Origin of the sequence: Acinetobacter legionensis (assembly GCF_048551735.1) — a bacterium.
GTDB lineage: Bacteria > Pseudomonadota > Gammaproteobacteria > Pseudomonadales > Moraxellaceae > Acinetobacter.
Window position 1 is genome coordinate 38,821 of record NZ_JBIMBV010000019.1, and the last position, 16,071, is coordinate 54,891.

11 protein-coding genes and 1 pseudogene are annotated in these 16,071 nt (G+C 36.8%); 9 read left to right on the forward strand and 3 right to left on the reverse strand.

The features are described 5' to 3' along the window. Positions 1–5 precede the first annotated feature (5 nt). From ACG9ZL_RS16270 to rpmE, 4 genes are all read left to right on the forward strand, one after another. Positions 6–2,201 carry an AmpG family muropeptide MFS transporter gene (locus ACG9ZL_RS16270; RefSeq protein ID WP_336953195.1) on the forward strand — a complete coding sequence of 732 codons (2,196 nt, stop codon included), beginning with the start codon at positions 6–8 and terminating at the stop codon, positions 2,199–2,201. A 290-nt stretch (positions 2,202–2,491) separates the two neighbouring features. Next, positions 2,492–2,893: a lactoylglutathione lyase gene (gene gloA / locus ACG9ZL_RS16275; protein WP_419360749.1), complete on the forward strand. Its 402-nt coding sequence runs from the start codon at positions 2,492–2,494 to the stop codon at positions 2,891–2,893. A gap of 539 nt (positions 2,894–3,432) precedes the next feature. Next, entirely contained in the window at positions 3,433–4,413 is a 981-nt protein-coding gene (locus ACG9ZL_RS16280; RefSeq protein ID WP_419328293.1) for a bile acid:sodium symporter family protein, read from the forward strand. Between the two features lie 237 nt (positions 4,414–4,650). Then, on the forward strand, positions 4,651–4,875 hold the full coding sequence (gene rpmE / locus ACG9ZL_RS16285; protein WP_004721254.1) for a 50S ribosomal protein L31: 225 nt from the start codon (positions 4,651–4,653) through the stop codon (positions 4,873–4,875). Positions 4,876–5,004: 129 nt separating this feature from the next. On the opposite strand, the pseudogene ACG9ZL_RS16290 reads toward rpmE, so the two are convergent. From ACG9ZL_RS16290 to epmB, 3 genes and pseudogenes are all read right to left on the reverse strand, one after another. After that, positions 5,005–7,239 (reverse strand): annotated as a pseudogene (locus ACG9ZL_RS16290) (EAL domain-containing protein). Then, complete coding sequence (locus ACG9ZL_RS16295; protein WP_336953190.1) at positions 7,221–8,972, reverse strand: cyclic-di-GMP receptor FimW-related protein; 1,752 nt, start codon at positions 8,970–8,972, stop codon at positions 7,221–7,223. Before ACG9ZL_RS16295 ends, ACG9ZL_RS16290 begins: the two are co-directional and overlap by 19 nt. 14 nt (positions 8,973–8,986) lie before the next feature. Next, on the reverse strand, positions 8,987–10,003 hold the full coding sequence (epmB, locus tag ACG9ZL_RS16300; protein ID WP_419328295.1) for an EF-P beta-lysylation protein EpmB: 1,017 nt from the start codon (positions 10,001–10,003) through the stop codon (positions 8,987–8,989). A gap of 339 nt (positions 10,004–10,342) precedes the next feature. Here epmB and efp point away from each other — a divergent pair, with 339 nt between their 5' ends. The 5 genes from efp to ACG9ZL_RS16325 all read left to right on the forward strand — a co-directional run bounded on the left by efp (position 10,343) and on the right by ACG9ZL_RS16325 (position 16,064). Next, positions 10,343–10,912 carry an elongation factor P gene (efp, locus tag ACG9ZL_RS16305; protein ID WP_004721246.1) on the forward strand — a complete coding sequence of 190 codons (570 nt, stop codon included), beginning with the start codon at positions 10,343–10,345 and terminating at the stop codon, positions 10,910–10,912. A gap of 397 nt (positions 10,913–11,309) precedes the next feature. Beyond that, positions 11,310–13,409 carry a carbon starvation CstA family protein gene (locus ACG9ZL_RS16310; RefSeq protein ID WP_336953186.1) on the forward strand — a complete coding sequence of 700 codons (2,100 nt, stop codon included), beginning with the start codon at positions 11,310–11,312 and terminating at the stop codon, positions 13,407–13,409. Between the two features lie 32 nt (positions 13,410–13,441). Continuing rightward, a complete protein-coding gene (locus tag ACG9ZL_RS16315; protein WP_004721243.1) occupies positions 13,442–13,744 on the forward strand; it encodes a YbdD/YjiX family protein in 303 nt (100 codons plus the stop codon). Between the two features lie 197 nt (positions 13,745–13,941). Continuing rightward, complete coding sequence (locus tag ACG9ZL_RS16320; RefSeq protein ID WP_419328296.1) at positions 13,942–14,967, forward strand: 2-dehydropantoate 2-reductase; 1,026 nt, start codon at positions 13,942–13,944, stop codon at positions 14,965–14,967. A 137-nt stretch (positions 14,968–15,104) separates the two neighbouring features. Then, positions 15,105–16,064, forward strand: a complete 960-nt coding sequence (locus tag ACG9ZL_RS16325; protein ID WP_419360751.1) for an AAA family ATPase — start codon at positions 15,105–15,107, stop codon at positions 16,062–16,064. Positions 16,065–16,071: the final 7 nt, after the last annotated feature.

A 16,071-nucleotide genomic window follows, 5' to 3' on the forward strand; every position in this document is an offset into this window, starting at 1 on the left:
ACGCAATGACAACGCAATTATCTCAGCAATCAGCTGAGCAGAATTCCACAGCAAAAAAAGGATGGAAATCTGCTTTTGCCGCTTTTATCGATCGGCGTGCTGCAATTATGCTCTTTCTTGGGTTTTCGGCAGGTATTCCCATTCTGCTAATTTTCTCAAGTTTATCTTTATGGCTAGGTGAGGCCGGAATTGAAAAAAGTGCAGTGACTTTTTTTAGTTGGGCTGCGCTAGGCTATTCTTTTAAATTTGTATGGGCGCCACTGATTGATGAATTACCCGTCCCGATACTCACCAAAAGACTGGGGCGGCGACGCGCATGGTTGTTGATTGCACAAGTACTAATTATCTGTGCGATTTGTATTATGGCGTTTTCTGATCCCGCTTTGGGCCAAAGTTATATTTACCAAATGGCTGTGGGGGCTGTATTACTGGGGTTTTCCGCAGCAACACAGGATATTGTGATTGATGCCTATCGAATTGAGCTGGCTGAAACTGAGATGCAAACGGTGTTGGCATCGACCTATAACGCAGGCTACCGTTTAGGGATGATTCTTGCTGGTGCGGGCGCTTTATTCCTTGCTGCTTCTTTGGGAACTGCAAAAGGGAACTATATTTATGAAGCATGGAAATATACTTATTTAACGATGGCACTGGTGATGCTGGTGGGCATTATCACAACCTTAGTGATTCGAGAACCCTTGGTTAATCGAGTTGATAAACACTATAAAAATATTGATTACTATCGTTTGGTTTTGGTTTTTATCTTGGCTGTGGCGAGTTTTGTTTGTTTATATATTTACTCTGATGACATGGTTCAATATTTACAAGCGACTTGGAAAGTCGAAGACAACTTGCTTAAGTTTTTAATGGAAGCTGTGCGTTTTTTAGGCTCAGGTCTCGGTGCAATTCTTGTTGCTACATCGTTGATACGTTTTGGTGTCGTTAATAAAAAGATGGCCTATGAGACTTGGGTTAACCCGATTGCTGATTTTTTTAAGCGTTATGGGGTAAAACTGGCATTGGTTTTACTGTTATTGATTGGTTTTTATCGAATTTCAGACATTATTGCTGGTGTTATTTCGAATGTTTTCTATCAAGATTTAAACTTTACCAAAGAACAAATTGCAGAAGCTGTTAAAATTTACGGGGTGATTTTTAGTCTATTGGGTGGTTTTTTAGGGGGGTTACTTGCACAACGTATGAACATTATGAAATTGATGTTTGTGGGTGCAGTTTTAGCAAGCTCAACTAATTTAATATTTATTGGATTGGTGAAATCTGGTGCACCGATGCAAGCAGTATCTGTACAGATTGGCGATAAGAAATTTCAAGCTCAACCTGATGAAGTAGGTTATTGGAAGGTTTCTGTGCCTGGTCAGGACTTGATAGGGGAAAATACCATTCATATTAAAGCAGCATTGGTTAATCAGGCTGTTGCAAATGAATATACGGTGCCCTATCTAAAAGAAGAAGCCAAGGCTCAAATTCAATTATTACCTATCACTAGTGATAATCAATTATCTGCAACAGAAGCGAAGCAAAGTATTGTGGTTAAGGGGCAGATTGCGGGAATACCTGTATCTGAGCTTAATCCAGATCAGCCGATTACACTTAAACTCGATGACAAAACATACCCAGCAAAATTAGATAGAGATGGTTTATTTAGCGGTGCGATTGATGGTAAAGCTTTATATGCTTCTGGCACAAAAAACGTGATAGCTGTGGTAAACTATCAACAAACAAAAGCAGCATTGAGTACTCAACAAAGCTATCAATTAACAGCGATAAAAAGTGATATCGATGTGGATATTCAACCACTTCCAGTGATCAAAGCAGATTCATCTGCAGCCGTTGAGATTAAGGGTAAAGTGATTGAAAAATATAGTTCTGGTTGGCTGTATTTTGCTATCGTTGTTGATAATTTAGCTTCGGGTTTAGCGGGTGCAGCATTTATAGCGTTCTTGTCTAGTTTGACCAGTGTGTCATTTACAGCAGTTCAATATGCGATCTTTAGTTCATTGATGACGCTTACACCTAAGATTTTAGGTGGCTATTCTGGAACAATTGTTACCCACATTGGTTATCCTAAATTCTTTTTAATGACCACCTTAATTGGTATTCCAATCCTATTGCTTGTGTTATGGGTTGGAAAATTGTTGCGACAACATCAAGCGCAAAAGATGAATCAATCCATCGAGTAAGCGACTGAATTACTCAAGATAGATTTATGAGGATAACAAGAAGCCTATTTTATCTTATAGATAAAATAGGCTTCTTTAACAGGATGAGAGTTTGAACCATTGGATTGCTAACACATTCAAATAGTTTATTTTAAAGATAAAGTTGTAGTGTTCTTCTAAAATAAGCTGTTATTGCTTAAAAATAATCCAGAAGATTGTCTCATTGATCTGACAAAATATAGATAATTTGAAATATTGAATTGTATTGCCTATATTGGCAGATAATATCTGACTAAACAGGAAAATAAATCATGCGCATGTTGCATACCATGTTACGAGTAGGCAATTTAGAACAATCTTTAGCGTTCTATACTGAAGTTCTCGGTATGACATTACTTCGTAAACGTGATTATGAAGAAGGGCGGTTTACTTTAGCATTTGTGGGTTATGGTGATGAAGAGCATCATACTGTATTAGAACTTACCCATAACTGGGATACTGTAAGTTATCAATTAGGCAATGCCTATGGACATATTGCTATTGGTGTCGATGATGCCTATAAAGCCTGTGAAGAGATCAAAGCACGTGGTGGTAATGTGGTACGTGAAGCGGGTCCTATGAAGGGTGGTGTCACAGTCATTGCTTTTGTTGAGGATCCAGATGGCTATAAAATTGAATTGATCCAACAAGATCAAGATGCTCGAAATAATTAGGGGCCGTTGACAATTTGTCTACGTTTGCGACTAGGTGTGTTTTTTAGGCGATACTAGGCGCGAGATACGAAATTTAGCCATTCTAAATGATGAAAAACATCGTTTCGCAAGGTAACAATGTACCGGTAAAAACATGCTAGTCCCCGCTGTGCCTTGCGTTGCAAACAAAGCCGTGCTTTGTTCTTGCTCAGGGTTGTGGCTAAAATTATCTCAGCCTATGTTATGGAACTCGAAAATAGTCTCGCTATTCTCATTCATGCTTTACGACGTATACGTCTCATGCTCAATTTTAACCTACAACGCAAGCCATTTATGAAATGTCTACAGCCCCCATCATTAAAAAAATGATGAGGGTCTATTGCTTATTTAGCAAAGAAATATCAATAGGCCTTAAATTAACTTGAGATGTGTCGTAAATAAATAGTGAATATTTAGCCAAATGAATAGCTTTATTTATTTCGCTCAGTAAGATTGAATTTTACCTGGTAGTAAAATTTAACTACTGGGCTTTTTCATGTTTAGAATACAGGACGTTGCTTATGAAAATGTTGAAATTATTAGCATTAGATCGCTTTACGATACTTTTAATCGCAATGGTGGTTTTAGCTTCTATTTTTCCGATTTCAGGACAGGCAGCGCTTATCTTTGGAAAAATCACTACAATTGCAATTGCGATTTTATTTTTCCTACATGGCGCAAAATTATCACGTGAAGCCGTGATTGAGGGGGTTTTGCATTGGAAATTGCACGCACTGGTTTTTGCTTTTACCTTCTTAGTTTTCCCACTATTGGGCCTAATGGCAAAACCTGTGCTTGAACCTTTGCTTGGACAACAATTGTATTGGGGTTTTCTGTTCATGTGCTTTTTGCCATCGACAGTACAATCATCCATTGCCTTTACCTCTGTTGCAAAAGGCAATGTGGCAGCGGCAGTGTGTAGTGCCTCCTTCTCCAACCTGATTGGTATGTTTATTACTCCGATTTTAGTGAGCTTATTCATTTTTGGTCAATCTAAACATAATTATGACCCAACATCTTCTATTATAGAAATTACCTTATTGCTGTTGGTTCCATTTGTATTAGGACAAGTATTACGCCCGTATGTATTCCCACTCATGCAAAAAATGCCAAAGATCGTCAAGGTTTTCGATCAAGGCTCTATTTTGATGGTGGTCTATGGTGCATTTAGTGGGGCAGTAGTTGCTGGTTTATGGCATCAGGTCAGCTTATCTACATTGATCTATCTAACCTTAGCATGTTCAATTCTACTCACAGTGATTATGTTGTTGGCTTTGTATGTTCCAAAATGGCTTGGTTTTAGTAAAGCAGATCAGATTTCGATATTCTTCTGTGGTTCGAAGAAAACTCTTGCCAGTGGTGTACCTATGGCGCAGATTCTATTTATTGGACAGCCCTTAGGCATGATAGTTTTACCGATAATGATTTTCCATCAAATCCAGTTAATGGTTTGTGGAGTGATTGCTAACTATTGGTCTAAGCAAAAACATACTGACGAGTAAATTATATTGATTTTTAATCAAGTGGCTCGCAATTTATAAATTTTTCAAGTATAATCTTGCCCACTTGTTGTGCTTAGCTCTGACGCTTATAGTCTCGGTGGGCCAAAAGAAATGGTCTGTTATGGTGTTAATCTGCTGATTTAGAATTTAAATCTGCTTTCCTCAAAGTTTTATTAGATTTTGAGAGTGGTTAATTGCGATGACAGCTAAACCTTTCTTAACTTAGGAGAATCGACCATGCGTGCCGATATTCACCCAAAATATGAAAAATTAGTTGCTACTTGTTCATGTGGTAACGTTATCGAAACTCGTTCAGCTTTAGGTAAAGAGACACTTTATTTAGACGTATGTTCAGCTTGTCACCCATTCTATACTGGTAAACAGAAGAATGTTGATACTGGTGGCCGTATCGATAAATTCAAACAACGTTTTGCTGGTATGTCACGTTCTGTTAAACGTTAATACGACAAAACATAAAAAACGGGCTAAAGCCCGTTTTTTTTGCTGAATTTTATCCATTTTTAATCTATTTATGTTATCAATTAAAAAGGTTGAGTTTTTTAGGCGCTCAACCTTTTTTGATATTATGCTTTATTGATCTTGGACGTCAGTTAAATGGTCCAATTTTTTCTGAAAATATTCACCTTGTAAGTATCTTACATCTACATTCCAAGCATTTGCAAAAGAGTTCATATCATTTAAATTTTTCAGCAAAAATTCAATTGGTTTAATAGTGTGATATTTTTCCAGGGTATGTTGGAATTGAGTCATGCTGGCCTCACTATTCATCTGCTGCGTAAACTTCTCATCCAGTGTTAACAAATTTACATCCAATTGTTTTAAGATAGCTTCACTTGAAATACTAGAACCAAAACGTCGAATTGAAATTTCGGCACCATGATCACGTAAAACACCAATTTGCTTGTGAGATTCAATGATATTTTTTGCTATATCCTCTTCATCAAATTGTAAAATCAGAGGATGGGATTGACGGCTTCCAACAATCGTTAAGAGTTTAGAAATAAGCTCAGGGAACTGCTTGTCGTGAAATAGGACATGGCGATTTAAATTAACGATTAATTTTGCTTCTGGATACTGGGTGATAAAGTTATGTAATTGCTTACATGCTTCAACTAATATCCAGCGATCTAATTTAATTGAAAGTTCAATATCATCATCTAAATCAATTAAATTACTTACTTTTTTCCACTGATTTTCAAAAATAAAACCGCTACTAACCTCATAAGTATTTAAATTACTATCTTGTTTGTCATAAAGTTGTTGGTATTTTAGCTGAATCTCACTTTTTTCAAGAGATTGTGCAATTTGACCAAGAATAGCGGAGGTTTTAAAGATATGAGCCGCTGGAGTTTCTTTAATTTGTTCTTGTTTCTCTACCAATGTATTTTCAAGCTGAGATTTTGTTGTAGGTTCAATCGGGTCACTTTGAAGCTGCAATGGTTCAGCATCTAACTTTTGTTCAACCAATGACAATTCAATTTTAGTGTCTTGTAAAGTTGCGGTTAATTGTTGGTCTGATACAGACTCTTTTTTTGCTAAACGATGATCATAGGCTTGTTCTAAAACATCCTCAAAATTTGCTTCTGTAAAGTTGTTTTGCTGTATATTTGAATATCCAATCTTAATATTCAGTGGATAAGTATGACTATCAATCTCAAGTAATTGTGGCTTTTCTAAAGCATGAAGTCCATGGATGCGTGACTCTAAAATCGTCTATGATTCTGCTTGTAAAATAACAGCATACAATAACATATCAATTTGATATACTGTGCTATTGGTTTGTTCTTGAATAAAATTTTTAAAGCCTTCTAAGTACTGAATAGCTGTTTTCCAAGGCGAAGTTAAAATATTCTCAGGACAAGCGGCGAAGCTAAAAAGGACTAAAGCATTGGATTTAGCGGGTTGATTAATTAAAGCATACTGAATTTTTTGGTAACTACTAGCGACACTACTCATTCCTTTTTTAGCAGAGTCGAATGAGTGAGCTTGAGAGGCTTGACTTGTAGAATTGTTCTCAATGGTGATTTGAATACAGTCTTCTTCATCTGAAGGAAGAAACTCAATTTTCAAAGGATTTTCTGATTTAGCATCGCTATTCAGGGTATCTATTTCAAAACGTGCTAAATCAAAATTACCTTGAGAAATCTTTTTAAAACGTTGTTTAAAATCATGGATATTCTTAGGCTTTAAAATATCTAATAAAGGCAATCCAATAATTTCTGCTTCATCTTTTAGACCAAACAATTTCAGATATTCAGTATTGGCTTGGGTATGAATACCTTCCTGAATTAAGGCAATTGCTTTGTGCTGTTCTTCAACCAAGGCTTGAGCTTGGTTCTTGGCATTTTCAAGATCATTTAAAAGGTGTTTTTTCGCTTGTAAGGTGCGACTGTAAGACAGTGCACGAATTAAGCTAATATAAAAACGATCGGTATATTTTAAGTCAACTACATCATAGATGCCTTTTTGAATATAGGATTGATATTGGTTGGTTTGATAATCTTCAGGTTTTAAGAACAAAACAGGTAGATCAATATCAGCAGAGGCTTGAATCAATGTAATAGCTTGCTCAATTTTGATGTCATAAGCACGACCAAAAATAATCAAGTCCCATGAAGTATTGAGCTGCTTTTCAAAACTTTTTAAATCATCAAGTAATATCGCTTGTACTTGATGATTCTTACTTTGAAAAAGATCAATAATTTGATTATAACGAATTTGGTTATCATCAATAATGAGTAATCTAGTTTCAGACAGTTTTAATTTTTTCGATAATAATAGATTTCTCACTTTAAAGCTTCCCATACATCTTGATTATTCAAATTGGCTGATTGGTGTTGAATGAACTGATCTATACGATTATTTTCTTCATCATTGATCAATTCAAATTCGAACTGAATAAAGCTCTGGGTAATTAACAGTGTTTTTGTTAAATACACTTTAATTTCTTCAGTGTCTAAACGTAAATAAATGGCTTGCTGTTCTTTGAAGAACGGTAAATTTGGCAAAATAATAGAAATATTTGATTCATTCAAATTTTGTACTTGAACCATAAGACAAGGGTGGTAGTTAATGGTTGAGCGATCTGCTGGAACTTTTACTGCACATGGGTAAATATCTTGGGCTAAAACCTCTAGACCAACTTCATAGGTTTTTTTAACAGACTGTTTGATCCAACGAATGATTGCACCTTTCCATTTGTCATTGAGGCTTTCATTGACCAAGATAAATTCCCCTGTTCTTAAGTTTCGTGGGGTTTCATCTGACCATCGAATACGATAACCACTGACGCTAATGTCTAGTACTTGAGTTTGATAGATTTGTTTTGCTTCACGGTCTAAACTTTTAATTTGTCCTAAGTTTGATGCGGTGCTTGAGCCTGTTGAAATAGATGAATGGATATTGGATTCAGACTGAAATGCATAATTGTTATTTAAATTGAGTGTTTCATAGAAATTCTTAGCTTTGGATAAATAGAAATGCGCTGTTTGTAAGCTAAAGCAAATTTGAAGTTGTGCAGAGTATTCATAGCGCTCATGTTGACGTTCAGTTGTCGTACCCAAGACATTTTGCACATGAAACTTTAATGCAGCGGATAAATAGATCTGTTCATTTTTAGACAGATATTCATCTTTATGAATCGTTGAATTAATATGTTCCAGCAGATTCTGTGTAGAAATATACAAAGAAGTCCGAAAGTTAGCATGTTGTTTGCGATTGTAAATGGGCGGAACGTCTTTTGAGCCATCAATCACATAACGCGATAAACTGGTTTCTCTTGGTAATATTTGAATAAGTTTAACCCAATCAAATGTACATTGATAAAGCGCTTGTGTTTCTGTTGGACGAATCTGATGCGTATTAAAAATATCCAAAAGTAGTACTTGTGCATAGGCTTGCTGGATATTTTGAATGGTAAAATGTGTGCCTTGTAATTGATTGATATTAATATTAAATTCTTGATTCTTAACAGCGAGCTCATAAAGAAGGTGGGTGGTTAACCATTGATGGGTCAATGGACCACTGTAGAGCATTTGTTGCTGAACTAATAATAAACCAAGCTGTTCTAAAGCATAAAAGGTTGCAAGTGTACGTGCTGTCTGTAAATTTCGTTTTTCTTTGAAATTAAAAAATGAGAATTTATTTGAAACTAGTGTTTGATGACTTCTTCGCACAATATTGATGTACACGTTGGCAAAATAGGTGCGAATTCTAGAAGAAAGATCAATAATATGTTCAATACGCGCATTTTGAGAAAGACCTTGATTTAAGATATTTTTTTCAAGGCTAGATAAAATACTTTCTGTAATTGGATGTAAAACTTGAATTAAGTCAAAGCGTAGCATTTCGCTACAATCTAATTCACTGATTTCACTTATGGCTTTTAAGACAGACTCTGAGGTGTCACCAAGTTGCATAATAGAAAGTGTGGCCACCCATGCATTGACAGACGCCACAGAGTTTTCTGCAAAACTTAGACTTTCTCGTTGTAGAACCGTGATATTTTGAAAAATTTCTGAAATTTCTTTATTTATCATGAGTATTTCAACTCTTAAAAGGTTGTGACTCCAAAAAGCGGTGTTTTATTATTCTCTCCCGCGACTTCTCGAACCAGTTTAGGAACTAGATAACCCGGTAAACTGGCCAATACATCCTTATAGATCTGATCAATTTTTTCCGCCCCTAAATCGAAATGATGTGCACCTTTTACCTTATCTAAAACATGAAGATAGTAGGGTAAAACTTGTGCTTCAAAAAGTCGTTGACTCAAATTAACAAGAGTTTGTGCAGAATCATTCACACCTTTAAGTAAGACTGCTTGATTCAACACAAGAATATTTTGTTTTGCTAAATGAGATAACTTTGAACAGGTCAAATTATCTAATTCTGCTGGATGATTTGAGTGTACCACTAGAATTACACGTAGCCTACTGTTTTTCAATAAAGAAACTAGCTCTTCATCGATTCTTTCTGGAATTACAATTGGAACTCGTGAATGAATTCGCAAGATTTTAATCTGACTGAGAGATTCTAGACGTTCTATCCAGATGGCTAATTTTCGATTAGATAGCGTCAACGGATCGCCACCACTCAAAATCACTTCATTAATTTCCGGATGATCTTCTAAATAGCCTTTAATGTTCAACCAATCTTCATTTTTAGGTAAATTGTCTTGATAAGGAAAATGACGACGAAAGCAATATCTGCAATGTACGGCACAAGCACCGGTAAGGGTAAGTAAAAAACGTGACTTATATTTGTGTAATAATCCAGGAATCTGATTGGCTTGTTCTTCATCAAGAGGATCTATGATAAAGCCTTCATGTTCTTCCATTTCAAGATGATGTGGTAAAACTTGTAGTAAAAGCGGATCTAGGGGGTTTCCAACCTCCATCTTTTTTACAAATGCGCGCGGTATACGTAGTTTAAATTGTCCAGACGCGAGGATAGCGCCAGACAGTAACTGGGCTTTAGAAAGTTCAAGTGTTTCTAACAGCTCTATTGGGTCAGTAATTAAATCACTGAGTTGAGATTGCCAATTTTGCTCTTGATATAAGTAATTTAACATGCCACGTGCGATAAATAGTTGGAGATAGGGAAAGCGGATTGTATTGCTTGTTCAGATTGAATTTGTCAGGTCCAATTTGAAATATTTCAATGGAAAAATGCTTTCAGTACAGTTGATTTGTATTGAACAGCAGTGAATCACCAATGAATCGAAGATTTTACCCTCAATCTGACCGAACATGGGTAATTTTTCATTGCTTCACGATGTATTGCTCATTTAGAATACGAAAAATGTAAAATACATTCTTTGCTGTTTGGAATGATCACTATCACAAATCGGGTGATTTGCTGATAGCATCGCAGTAGAGATTTAAATTAGTAAGTTCGGAGTGTGCCTTTCATGGCCTATTATTCTACAAATGATTTCAAAGCTGGCCTAAAGGTTATGCTTGATGGTAACCCATGTTCAATCATGGAAAACGAATATGTAAAACCAGGTAAAGGTCAAGCGTTTAACCGTGTAAAACTACGTAACCTAAGATCTGGCAAAGTATTAGAAAAAACTTTTAAATCAGGTGAATCTCTAGAAGCAGCTGATATTGTAGAAGTAGAAATGGATTATCTCTACAACGATGGCGAATTGTGGAACTTCATGGATCCCGTATCTTTTGAACAAATTGCTGCTGATAAAGTTGCAATGGGTGATGCTGCGAAATGGTTGAAAGACGATTCAAACGAAAAATGCACAATTATGCTATTTAATGGTATTCCATTAAACGTAAGTGCGCCAAATTTCGTTGTATTGAAAATCGTTGAAACTGATCCTGGTGTACGTGGTGATACTTCAGGTGGTGGTGGTAAACCAGCTAAACTTGAAACAGGTGCAGTTGTACGTGTTCCATTATTTGTACAGCAAGAAGAAAGCGTTCGTGTAGACACTCGTACTGGTGATTACTTAGAGCGTGCTTAAGCATTTTTTGAAAAATGAAGAAGCTGAGGGATGATGAAAATCATCCCTTTTTTATTGTATTTAGATTAGAGTTTGTATAAGCCTTTCTAAGGGTAAAAGCTTTTATAAAATAGAGAATAACGGCTAAATTTTCGACTAAAGTCGTAGAATGATAGCCCATAATTAATAGTAGAGTCAGATAGTCGAATTATTATATGAATGATAAAAATAACAAAGTCACGATTTAAGTCATTGTGATGTCATGCTAATAGTACATATTCAGATCAGTTTTAATGCCAAAGTCTTAGATGAAAACAAAAAAATGAGGAGTAGAGTCACCAAGGAATGAGTCACGGAAATGCATTACGCTTTATAAAAACAATGGAACTGCTTTTTGTAATCAAGATGTGAGGTTTTAATGGAAAATATTCAAACAAAATCATCACCCTTATCAAAATTGATCTGGGTGATTGTCGCCATAATTGGTGCAGTATCTTTTGGAATACTTGCGGTGAGCAAGGGTGAGCATGTCAATGCGGTTTGGCTAGTACTTGCAGCGGTATGTGTCTATAGCATTGCATATCGTTTTTATAGTTTATTTATTGCCAATAAAGTTTTTGAACTAAATTCTCGGCGATTAACTCCAGCACATCGTTTAGCAGATGGCTTGGATTATGTTCCGACCAATAAATATGTACTTTTTGGCCACCACTTTGCTGCTATTGCAGGAGCGGGGCCATTGGTTGGACCTATTCTTGCTGCCCAAATGGGTTATTTACCCGGAACAATTTGGCTTTTAGTCGGGGTTGTTCTTGCAGGTGCGGTTCAGGATTTTTTGGTTTTATTTATCTCTACACGTCGAGATGGCCGCTCACTTGGGGAAATGGCAAAGCAAGAGCTTGGTTCATTTGCTGGTGTTGTGGTCATGCTTGGTGCATTAGGCGTGATGATTATCATCCTTGCTGTATTGGCATTGGTAGTGGTAAAAGCACTTGCACATAGCCCATGGGGTGTGTTTAGTATTGCAGCGACGATACCAATTGCCTTATTTATGGGCATTTACATGCGTTATATCCGCCCAGGTAAGATTGCTGAAGTATCTATCATTGGTTTTGTTCTGATGATGGCTGCAATTGTTTATGGTGGAAATGTTGCCGCTGATCCTTATTGGGGACCATTCTTCACATTAACAGGAACACAACTCACTTGGGCTTTGATCATTTATGGATTCGTCGCTTCAGTATTACCTGTTTGGCTGTTATTAGCACCGCGTGATTATTTATCAACTTTCTTAAAAATTGGTGTAATTGCAGGTTTAGCAGTGGGTATTATGGTTGCAATGCCAATGTTAAAAATGCCGGCTGTTACGCATTTTATCGATGGTACAGGTCCTGTCTTTGCTGGATCCATGTTCCCATTCTTATTTATTACCATTGCTTGCGGTGCGATTTCTGGTTTCCATGCCTTAGTTTCGTCTGGAACTACACCTAAACTGATTGATAACGAAGTCAATATTCGTGTCATTGGTTATGGCGGTATGTTAATGGAATCATTTGTTGCAATCATGGCAATGATTTGTGCAACAGTGCTTGAACCGGGTGTTTATTTTGCGATTAATGCGCCAGCGGCAGTATTGGGTACTACAGTAGAAAGCGCGGCAGAAGCAGTACGTACACTTGGTTTTGTGGTTACACCTGAAACATTGAGCTTGCTGGCAAAAGAAGTCGGTGAAAGTACGATTCTTTCGCGTACTGGTGGTGCACCAACATTTGCAATTGGTATGGCTCATATCATCACGGATATTTTCAATAATCGTTCAATGATGGCGTTCTGGTATCATTTTGCGATCTTATTTGAAGCGCTGTTTATCTTAACTGCAGTCGATGCTGGAACTCGCGCATGTCGTTTTATGGTACAGGATACGGTGGGTATCGTTGTTCCAGCACTTAAAAACTCACACAACTTCGTGGGGAATATGATCGGTACAGCGGTTGCTGTTGCGGGATGGGGCTTCTTTGTTTATCAAGGTGTAGTCGACCCACTTGGTGGTATTAACAGCTTATGGCCTTTGTTTGGTATTGGTAACCAAATGCTTGCGGCAATGGCTTTGATCTTAGGTACAGTGATTTTATTTAAAATGAAGAAAGAGAAATATGTATGGGTTACCATTATCCCAACAATTTTCTTATTCATTACCTGTATGACTGCGGGTTGGCAAAAAATCTTCCATACTAATCCTAAGATTGGATTCTTGGCTCAGGCGGATAAATTCTCAACAGCAATTGCCAATGGTGAAATTTTAAAACCAGCCAAAACACTTGAAGAAATGCAAACCATTGTATTGTCCAATCAAATCAATGCTGCACTATGTGCATTCTTTATGATTGTTGCGATTGTGATGCTGTTTGCCGCTATTGGCGCAATTCGTCGTGCATTGGCGAGTCCTACACCAACAGTAAATGAAGCTCCAGCGGTATATGCAGATCCTGAAGAAGTGTCTGTTTCTAAATCACACTAAGTTGATATTGCAGATAGAGTGAGAGGTGAGTGATGAAGCTTAAATTTGCTCAAGGTGGTAAAACGGTGATTTATAAAATCATCAAGATGACCATCATGTCGCAAAAGGAACTAATTTTTAATCCTAAAAATTGGTCTAGAATTGCAACATTATGGACACGCTTACAACAAAGTTTCCGTTTGATGGTGGGTGTTCCAGATTATCAAAATTATCTGGAACATATGAAAAAGCATCATCCCGATATGGATGCAATGGATGAAAAGACTTTTCATCGCTATTGTGTAGATGCCCGCTATCCAACAGCTGGTGGAACAATGAAGAAATGCCCATGTTGATGGAATGTATAAGTTGATTTAAAGCTTAAATAGAAACGGCACTTGGGTGCCGTTTTTTATTGAAGATGAGCGAAGTGATTTATCGGTTTAACGCAATAACAGCACACTTCATGATTAGACTTGTCGTATAACTGACAGTTGGCAAATTCTAACTCCGCTAAAATCATGTAATACATATAAATGAAAAGGAGACTGCTATGAAAATCTATATTTATGGTGCTGGTAGTATTGGATGTTATATTGGCGGTCGATTAGCAACGGTAGGTGCTGATGTGAGCTTTATTACACGTTCTCGTGTATATGAAGAATTAAGCACGTCTGGTTTAAAACTGACAGATTACACTGGTAAAACGATAAAAATCGCGGCAAATGATTTACAGCTCAGTGTTGATCCTAAAATAGTCACAGATGCTGATATTATTTTTGTATGTGTAAAGTCGGCTGCGACTGAGCAAGTTGCCAAGGAACTTTATGACAACTTGGGCGCACACAGACCCTATATTGTGAGTTTTCAAAACGGGTTGAGTAATGTTCCGATTTTAAAGCGGATTTTAAAACATCATTCGATTTTAGAAGGTATGGTGCCTTTTAATGTTGCAGTTCAAGCAGTTGGGCATTTTCATCAAGGGACATCTGGTGCGTTGCATGTGAAAGCGTATGCACAGCAACAGGATTTAGCCAAGCTTTTTAAACAAGCTGAATTAGAAATTGTTTTTGATCAGGATATGCTTGCAGTGCAATGGGCAAAAATTTTGCTGAATTTAAATAATTCAATCAATGCTTTATCAAAGTTACCGTTAAAACAACAATTGTCTAATCATCAATATCGACAATGCCTTGCTATGGCGCAACAAGAAACGTTATATCTCTTAGATTTAGCACAAATTAAGCCAGCCAAACTCACAGCAATTTCGGCACATCTATTGCCTAAAATAATCAGTTTGCCCGATTTCATTTTTAAAATATTAAGCCGTAAAATGTTGGCAATTGATCCCTTGGCGCGATCATCTATGCAAGATGATCTGATGGCAGGGCGAACCACAGAAGTGGACTGGATTAATGGCGAAGTCGTTCAGCTCGCCCAGCAGTTAGGTAAACAAGCGCCTATCAATAAAACCTTAATCGAATTGATTAAACAGGCTGAAATTTCAGGAAGTGAATTTTCAATTGGTGCAGATGATTTAAAAATAAAGTTAAAACATGCTGCAAAGTTAAAATTTTAGTTGATGGGGGCTATAAATTTTGAAGTATATCTAATATTCAGCAAATGAAAATAAGGAATTATAGCAGTCAAGATTGAGTATTCCTTAAAACCGTGTATGTTAAGGAAGTTACAATAATTTTATTGGGGAAATATAAGGTGATTTGGGGAACAACACAAGTAAAGGCATCAGAACAACATAGTCCTGTAACAAATTTAGACCTCGTTCAGTTTTACCCCAAAATTGATGACTTTTTAAGTCAAATTAACCAAATTATTTTAGATAAAAGTCATCAGACTAAACTGGCGTTATGTAGTCTATTAGCTGGTGGACATTTACTTTTTGAAGATCTACCCGGACTTGGAAAAACCACCTTAGCCAGCAGTTTGTCACGTCTAGCAGGTCTCGATTTTCAACGGATTCAGTTTACCAATGATATGCTGGCAAGTGATGTGATTGGGATCAATATGTTTAATCAAAAAGAGCATCGATTTGAGTTTAAACACGGTCCAATCTTTACCCAAATTCTGCTTGCAGATGAAATTAACCGCTGTAGCCCTAAAACCCAAAGTGCTTTGCTTGAAGCAATGGAAGAGGGCAATGTCACTATAGATGGTACACGTTACTCTTTACCTCATCCATTTTGGGTGATTGCAACGCAGAACCCACTTTTTCAAAGTGGAACCTATAGTTTACCAGAGTCACAACTTGATCGTTTCTTAATGCGACTGTCTTTGGGGTATCCATCACGCGCAGCAGAAAAACTATTACTACAACAAAACTCACGACATGATTTGATTGAAAAGTTGCAAGTAATTTTTCAACATCAGGAAATTTTGCAATTACAATGTATGGTAAATCAAATTGCATTGAGCGATGTGGTTTTTGAATATATGCTTGATTTAGCAGAAGAAACACGTAAAGGTCGTCATGGCTTATCTCCACGTGGATTATTGGCGTTAAAAAAATCAGCACAAGCCTATGCTTTGATTGAAAAAAGACAATTTGTAATTGCAGATGATGTACAAGCCGTATTTGTTGCTGTGGTGTCTCATCGTATAGGATTAGGTGAGTCTGAGACACGAGCGCTTATGCAAAAAGTTCCTGTAAAGGGCTAATTGGAAA

What these genes read in the sequence shown, in the direction of transcription:
- ACG9ZL_RS16270 (WP_336953195.1), top strand. Translation starts at nt 6, where the DNA reads ATGACAACGCAATTATCTCAGCAATCAGCTGAGCAGAATTCCACAGCA.
- ACG9ZL_RS16295 (WP_336953190.1), bottom strand. Translation starts at nt 8,972, where the DNA reads ATGATAAATAAAGAAATTTCAGAAATTTTTCAAAATATCACGGTTCTA.
- ACG9ZL_RS16280 (WP_419328293.1), top strand. Translation starts at nt 3,433, where the DNA reads ATGAAAATGTTGAAATTATTAGCATTAGATCGCTTTACGATACTTTTA.
- gloA (WP_419360749.1), top strand. Translation starts at nt 2,492, where the DNA reads ATGCGCATGTTGCATACCATGTTACGAGTAGGCAATTTAGAACAATCT.
- ACG9ZL_RS16310 (WP_336953186.1), top strand. Translation starts at nt 11,310, where the DNA reads ATGGAAAATATTCAAACAAAATCATCACCCTTATCAAAATTGATCTGG.
- rpmE (WP_004721254.1), top strand. Translation starts at nt 4,651, where the DNA reads ATGCGTGCCGATATTCACCCAAAATATGAAAAATTAGTTGCTACTTGT.
- ACG9ZL_RS16320 (WP_419328296.1), top strand. Translation starts at nt 13,942, where the DNA reads ATGAAAATCTATATTTATGGTGCTGGTAGTATTGGATGTTATATTGGC.
- epmB (WP_419328295.1), bottom strand. Translation starts at nt 10,003, where the DNA reads ATGTTAAATTACTTATATCAAGAGCAAAATTGGCAATCTCAACTCAGT.
- ACG9ZL_RS16315 (WP_004721243.1), top strand. Translation starts at nt 13,442, where the DNA reads ATGAAGCTTAAATTTGCTCAAGGTGGTAAAACGGTGATTTATAAAATC.
- efp (WP_004721246.1), top strand. Translation starts at nt 10,343, where the DNA reads ATGGCCTATTATTCTACAAATGATTTCAAAGCTGGCCTAAAGGTTATG.